This window comes from Mesorhizobium sp. (assembly GCF_004962925.1).
Taxonomy (GTDB): domain Bacteria; phylum Pseudomonadota; class Alphaproteobacteria; order Rhizobiales; family Rhizobiaceae; genus Mesorhizobium.
The window spans coordinates 1-5477 of sequence record NZ_SUEO01000309.1; the positions used below are offsets into that span (position 1 = coordinate 1).

The following is a 5477-nucleotide window of genomic DNA, read 5'->3' on the forward strand; positions in this document are numbered from 1 at the left end:
TTCTTGCGCATGATGGTCAGCTTGTGCTGGACAAGCGGGTGGTCGACGACGGTGACGCCCTTCATGGTGTTCTCCTGAAATTCCGGCTGCTTACGCGAACCCTAGCGACAATGCGCCGGCCAAGGAACTGCTTGCGACCACCTACCACAGTTTTTGCAGGAGGAGAGCGTTAGCGGGCGGCGGCGTTGAGGCGGGCGAGAAGCGCTGTCTTGGTCTTCCTGTCGACGAAGGCGGCCTCGATTGCGGTTCTGGTGACGGCGGCGAGCGCCTTGTCGTCCATCGAAAAATGCTCTGCGGCAATGTCGTATTCGCGCTTCAGCGAGGTCCAGAAATAAGGCGGGTCGTCGGAGTTTAGCGTCACCTTGCAGCCCGCCGCCTGCAGTGCCGGAAAAGGGTGATCGGCGAAACTGTCGAAGACCTTCAGCGCGATGTTGGAGCCGGGGCAGCATTCGAGCACGACGCCTTCGTCGGCTATGCGCCGGACAAGGTCGGGATTTTCGATGGCGCGCACGCCATGGCCGATGCGGGAGGGGCGGATGTGGTCGAGTGCGGCCTTGACGCTCTCCCAGCCCATCAGTTCGCCGGCATGAACGGTGATGCCGAGGCCGGCTTCGCGCGCGATTTCGAAGGCCCTGACATAGTCCTCCAGATCGCCCATCCGCTCGTCGCCGGCGACGCCGAAGCCGGTGACCAGCGGATGCCCGCAGCGGGCCGCGAAGCGCGCCGCCTGCTCGATCGAATGGACGCCGGCGTTGCGCACGCCGGTAACGATCATGCGGCCTTCGATGCCGGTCTTGGCCTTGGCACGGGCCATGCCTTCGCCGAGCGCGTCCGTATAGGCCTTGGGCGACAGGCCGGCCTTGCCGGCATGGTCCGGCGAGGTGAAGATCTCGGAATAGATGGCGCCGTCGCGGGCGAGACTGGTCAGGTAATGATCGGCCAGCCGCGCATAGTCTTCTTCCGTGCGGAACAGGTCGGAGGAGAAGTCATAGGCCGCGAGGAAGGAGGTGAAATCGTGCCAGACGAAAGAGCCGTTCTGAATGTAGGGCGAGGTGTCCTTGCCGTATTTCTGCGCTTGGCGGACAACGAGTTCGGGCGCCGCTGCCCCTTCGATATGGCAGTGCAGTTCCGCTTTCAAAGGCATGCAGTCATCCCGTCAGGTCAGCCCGGGTCGTGGAGCCGTAAGCATGATTCCACAACCGAGAAGCGCGGCCGAACACCGCGCCTTAAACAATAGCGTCGGCACCATCGATCGGCTATGGTCCCGCCGGTTTTATGGCGGATCAAAAATAATGTCGGTTGAGAGAACCACGGCCGTTGGCGGCATGGAGACCTCCTATGGTTTCAAGCGTGTAGGGGCAGGCGAGAAGCAGTCCCTGGTCAATGACGTTTTCCACAAGGTCGCGAACCGCTACGATCTGATGAACGATCTGATGTCGGCCGGCCTGCACCGGCTGTGGAAGGACGCCATGGTCACATGGCTCAATCCACCGAAACGACCGGGCTGGAGCGTTCTCGACGTTGCCGGCGGCACCGGCGACATCGCCTTTCGCATCGTCGAGGCGAGCGGCAGGAACGCCCATGCCACGGTTCTCGATATCAACGGCTCGATGCTCGCCGTCGGCCGCGACCGGGCCGAGAAAAAGGGCCTGACTGATAACACCGATTTCGTCGAAGCCAATGCCGAGGAGCTGCCTTTCGCAGAGGCCACATTCGACGCCTACACGATCGCTTTCGGCATTCGCAACGTGCCACGCATCGATGTGGCGCTTGCCGAAGCCTATCGCGTGCTGAAGCCCGGCGGACGCTTTCTCTGTCTCGAATTTTCCGAGGTCGACATGCCGTTGCTCGACAAGGTCTATGAGGCGTGGTCGTTCAACGCCATCCCAAGGATCGGCAAGGCGGTGACCGGCGACGGCGAGCCCTATTCCTACTTGGTCGAATCGATCCGCAAATTTCCCAATCAGCAGAATTTCGCGGCGATGATTTCCCGCGCCGGCTTCGACCGCGCTTCTTTTCGCAATTATTCCGGCGGCATAGCTGCGCTTCATTCGGGCTGGAAGCTTTGAGGCTGGCGCAGTCATGAGCAGGGTCGGCGCTGGTTTTAGGCTCATAAGGGCCGGCTGGGTGCTGGTCCGCGAAGGCGTCGTGGCGGCCTTGCCGGGCGACGAGCTCTCCGGCCTGCCGAAATTCGGCTGGCGGATGGCACGGCTCTTCACCCGCCGCCGCGCGCTTGCCTATGAGCGTGGCGACCGGTTGGCCAAGGCGGTCGTCCGGCTCGGGCCATCCTACGTCAAGCTCGGCCAGTTCCTGGCGACACGGCCCGATGTCGTCGGCAACGACATGGCGCTCGACCTCGCCATGCTGCAGGACAAGATGCAGACCTTTCCGCAGGCCGAGGCCATTGCGGCGATAGAGGCCTCGCTTGGGCGCAGGGTCGGCGACCTCTACGCCAGTTTCGGCGAGGCCGTCGCCGCGGCTTCGATCGCTCAGGTCCATACCGCAGAAACCCTGCAGGACGGCGTCGGTTCGCGGGTGGCGGTGAAGGTCATCCGGCCGGGCGTGCGCCGCCTCTTCTTTCGCGATCTCGAAAGCTATTTTCTCGCTGCCCGCCTGCAGGAGAAGTACATCCCGTCGTCGCGCCGGCTTCGGCCGGTCGAAGTGACCGAGACGCTGGCGCAGACCACCAAGATCGAAATGGATCTGAGGCTCGAGGCGGCAGCGCTTTCGGAGCTCGGCGAGAACACCAAGGACGATCCAGGCTTTCGCGTGCCGACGGTCGACTGGGAGCGCACCGGCCGTGACGTGCTGACCATGGAATGGGTCGATGGCATCAAGATGAACGACATTACCGGCCTCGCTGCCGCCGGCCACGATCTGAAGGCGATCGCCGCCAACCTCATCCAGTCGTTCCTGCGCCAAACGCTGCGCGACGGTTTCTTCCATGCCGACATGCATCCTGGAAACCTGTTCGTTGAAGCCGACGGTACCATCGTCGCCGTCGATCTCGGTATTGCTGGCCGGCTCGGCAAGAAGGAGCGACGTTTCCTCGCCGAAATCCTCTACGGCTTCATCACCCGTGACTATCTGCGCGTCGCCGAAGTGCATTTCGAGGCCGGTTACGTGCCGCGCCAGCACAATGTCGCGGCGTTCGCCCAGGCGATCCGCGCCATCGGTGAGCCGATCCATGGCCAGCCGGCCGATACCATCTCGATGGCCAAGCTGCTGACGCTTTTGTTCGAGGTGACCGACCTCTTCGACATGGCGACGCGATCCGAACTGGTGCTGCTGCAGAAGACGATGGTGGTGGTCGAGGGCGTCGCCCGCACGCTCGACCCTGCCTTCAACATGTGGAAGACGTCCGAACCGGTGGTCAGCAGCTGGATATCGGGCAATCTCGGCCCGCGTGCTCTGCTGGCCGACGCACGCGACGGCGCCAGCGCGCTGCTGGCGCTGGCCCGCCAGGCGCCGGACCTCGCCGCCCGCACCGAGCGGCTGTCGCGCGAGATCGATCTGATGGCCGAACACGGGTTGCGCTTCGACGAAAGGACAGCGCACGCGATCGGCAAGGCCGAGGCGCGCCATACGCGCTCCGGTAGGCTGGCGTTGTGGGTGATGGCGCTGACGCTGGTCTATATCGCTTGGCGGGTCCTCTAGCGGCTTGTCCTTAACTGATTGCATTGCTATCATTGCATTCACTTAGTTGGGCAAAAGTGCGATCACATGGCCAGCATCACCATTCGCAACCTTGATGACGAGGTCAAGGACCTGCTGCGCCGGCTGGCGGCAGAGAATGACCGGTCGATGGAAGAACAGGCGCGGGTCATGATCCGGGCCGCGGTCGAAGGACAACTCGGTCCGGTCGGCCGCATCGACCAGATCGAGAAAACGCTCCGCGAATTGACGAGTTCGCACAGCCCGGCAACGCCAATTGCCGCCATGTCCAGTCAGATCTCGCGAGGCTCCCTCTCCGGCAAGCGCATCTTGCTCATCATCGGCGGTGGTATCGCAGCCTACAAGGCGCTCGATCTGATCCGCCGGCTGCGTGAGCGGGGCGCTGCCGTGCGGGCGGTGATGACCGCCGCGGCGCAGGAATTCGTGACCACGCTGTCGGTTGGAGCGCTGTCGGCCGACCACGTCTTCGTCGATTTGTTCGATCGCAATGACGAGCACGATGTCGGTCACATCCGCCTGTCGCGCGAGGCCGACCTTGTCGTCGTGGCGCCGGCCACCGCCGACCTGATGGCGAAGCTCGCCAACGGCCACGCCAACGACCTTGCCTCCACTGTGCTCATCGCCACCGACAAGCCGGTTTTGATGGCGCCCGCCATGAACCCGAAAATGTGGTCGCATCCGGCGACCCGGCGAAACCGCGCGACGTTGCAGAAGGACGGCATTGCATTCATCGGCCCGGCGAAGGGCGAGATGGCAGAGAGCAACGAGGCAGGCGAAGGCCGCATGGCCGAGCCGTTGGAGATTGTCGCTGCGATTGAGGCGCTGCTCGACATCAGGCCGAAGCCGCTGGCAGGCAGAAGGATCATCGTCACCTCAGGGCCGACGCATGAGCCGATCGACCCGGTGCGCTACATCGCCAACCGTTCGTCCGGCAAGCAGGGTCATGCCATCGCGGCGGCGCTGGCAAGGCTGGGCGCCGATGTGCGCCTCGTCTCCGGTCCGGTCGGCATTGCCGATCCGGCCGGCGTCACCACGCTGCATGTCGAAACCGCGAACGAGATGAAGGACGCGGTCGAACAGCTTCTGCCGGCAGACGCGGCCGTATTCGTCGCTGCGGTTGCGGACTGGCGCAGCGAGACTTCGGCCGGCGAGAAGATCAAGAAGGTGGCAGGCGAGGGGCCGCCAGCGCTGCAGATGATCGAAAACCCTGACATTCTTGCCGGTGTCGGTCACCACAAGAAGCGACCCAGCCTGGTTGTCGGCTTTGCCGCCGAGACGCAGGATCTCGTCAAGAACGCCAAGGCCAAGCTTGCCAAGAAGGGCGCCGATTTCATCGTCGCCAACGATGTGTCGCATGACAGCGGCATGGGGTCTTCGGGTGTGATGGGCGGCGACCGCAACCGGGTCCGGATCGTCTCGAAGGCCGGTGTCGACGAATGGCCCGAGATGAGCAAGGACGAGGTGGCGACGAGGCTCGCCGCCTTGATCGCCGAACGGCTGAAGACAATTACTGTCTAGCCGGTCGCTTCCTGTGGCCGGGCTGCCGGCCCCGAGATCCTCAGCGCTGCAAAGCATCCCAGAATCCCGAGAGGCACGAAGGCGAGGAACAGCCAGGTGGCGACATTCGCCGCCGCCTCGCGGTTCAGGCCTTCGGAAAAACCGCTGGCGTTGGCGACGATGCCGGTCAGTGCGGCGCCGACCGCGTAGCCGATGCGCTGCATCGTCGGCACGGCGGCGGAGGCGATCGTCTGCTCACCATCCCGCGTGATCGTGGCATCAGCGCGGGATGGTGAGCAGACGAT

The 5477-nt window shown here is 63.8% G+C and carries 4 protein-coding genes and 2 pseudogenes; 3 read left to right on the plus strand and 3 right to left on the minus strand.

The window, feature by feature from the left end; all coding sequences use genetic code 11:
• A pseudogene (locus E5W87_RS36215) lies at positions 1-65 on the minus strand (uracil phosphoribosyltransferase); the annotation flags it as partial.
• 104 nt (positions 66-169) lie between these two features.
• Entirely contained in the window at positions 170-1144 is a 975-nt protein-coding gene (locus E5W87_RS33540) for an adenosine deaminase (RefSeq protein WP_292407671.1), read from the minus strand.
• A gap of 148 nt (positions 1145-1292) precedes the next feature.
• Between E5W87_RS33540 and ubiE the strand changes: the two genes are divergently transcribed.
• The 3 genes from ubiE (at position 1293) to coaBC (ending at position 5193) form a co-directional block, all read left to right on the plus strand.
• Positions 1293-2069 (plus strand): bifunctional demethylmenaquinone methyltransferase/2-methoxy-6-polyprenyl-1,4-benzoquinol methylase UbiE, encoded by a 777-nt coding sequence (ubiE, locus tag E5W87_RS33545; RefSeq protein WP_292407674.1) that lies wholly within the window; start codon positions 1293-1295, stop codon positions 2067-2069.
• Positions 2070-2082: 13 nt separating this feature from the next.
• Positions 2083-3657, plus strand: a complete 1575-nt coding sequence (gene ubiB, locus E5W87_RS33550) for a 2-polyprenylphenol 6-hydroxylase (RefSeq protein ID WP_292407677.1) — start codon at positions 2083-2085, stop codon at positions 3655-3657.
• A 66-nt stretch (positions 3658-3723) separates the two neighbouring features.
• Positions 3724-5193: a bifunctional phosphopantothenoylcysteine decarboxylase/phosphopantothenate--cysteine ligase CoaBC gene (gene coaBC / locus E5W87_RS33555; protein ID WP_292407681.1), complete on the plus strand. Its 1470-nt coding sequence runs from the start codon at positions 3724-3726 to the stop codon at positions 5191-5193.
• Here the strand turns inward: coaBC and E5W87_RS33560 are convergent.
• A pseudogene (locus E5W87_RS33560) lies at positions 5190-5477 on the minus strand (MFS transporter); the annotation flags it as partial. The gene coaBC and the pseudogene E5W87_RS33560 sit on opposite strands and share 4 nt — an antisense overlap.